This window comes from Enterobacter cloacae complex sp.6700776 (assembly GCF_048284255.1).
Lineage (GTDB): Bacteria > Pseudomonadota > Gammaproteobacteria > Enterobacterales > Enterobacteriaceae > Enterobacter > Enterobacter intestinihominis.
Map to the genome: position 1 here is coordinate 1 of NZ_JBLVYK010000135.1, position 316 is coordinate 316.

General features: G+C 35.1%; 1 protein-coding gene. It reads right to left on the bottom strand.

Going from position 1 to position 316, the window contains the following annotated elements:
* The coding region (locus tag ACNQ0T_RS23580) for a fimbrial protein (RefSeq protein WP_417930425.1) at window positions 1–316 on the bottom strand (316 nt) is incomplete at both ends.

Here is a 316-nt window from a genome sequence, read left to right on the forward strand (position 1 = left end):
TTTTCAGCTCTTTATTACCATCACGAACCAATACAGCCCAAAGTACCCCAGGGTTACTTGGGTTAATTAAATATTTTTTGCCTAAATCTAAAGTTTGATCGCCCAGTTGAAATTTAACCGCAAGATTGGTAATTCCTGTATTCAACCCATTAGTATCAAATGCACTTTTTGCGCCATTTAATGTTAAATACATGGCCCAATTGTTCTTGTTTTCTTCACACTGGATTTGGTAATTGACTTGTCTCTTTTGAGCATTACCTTGAATGGATTTAATGGAAACGTTACCAAACTCCACTTCAATATCTTTACCATTATC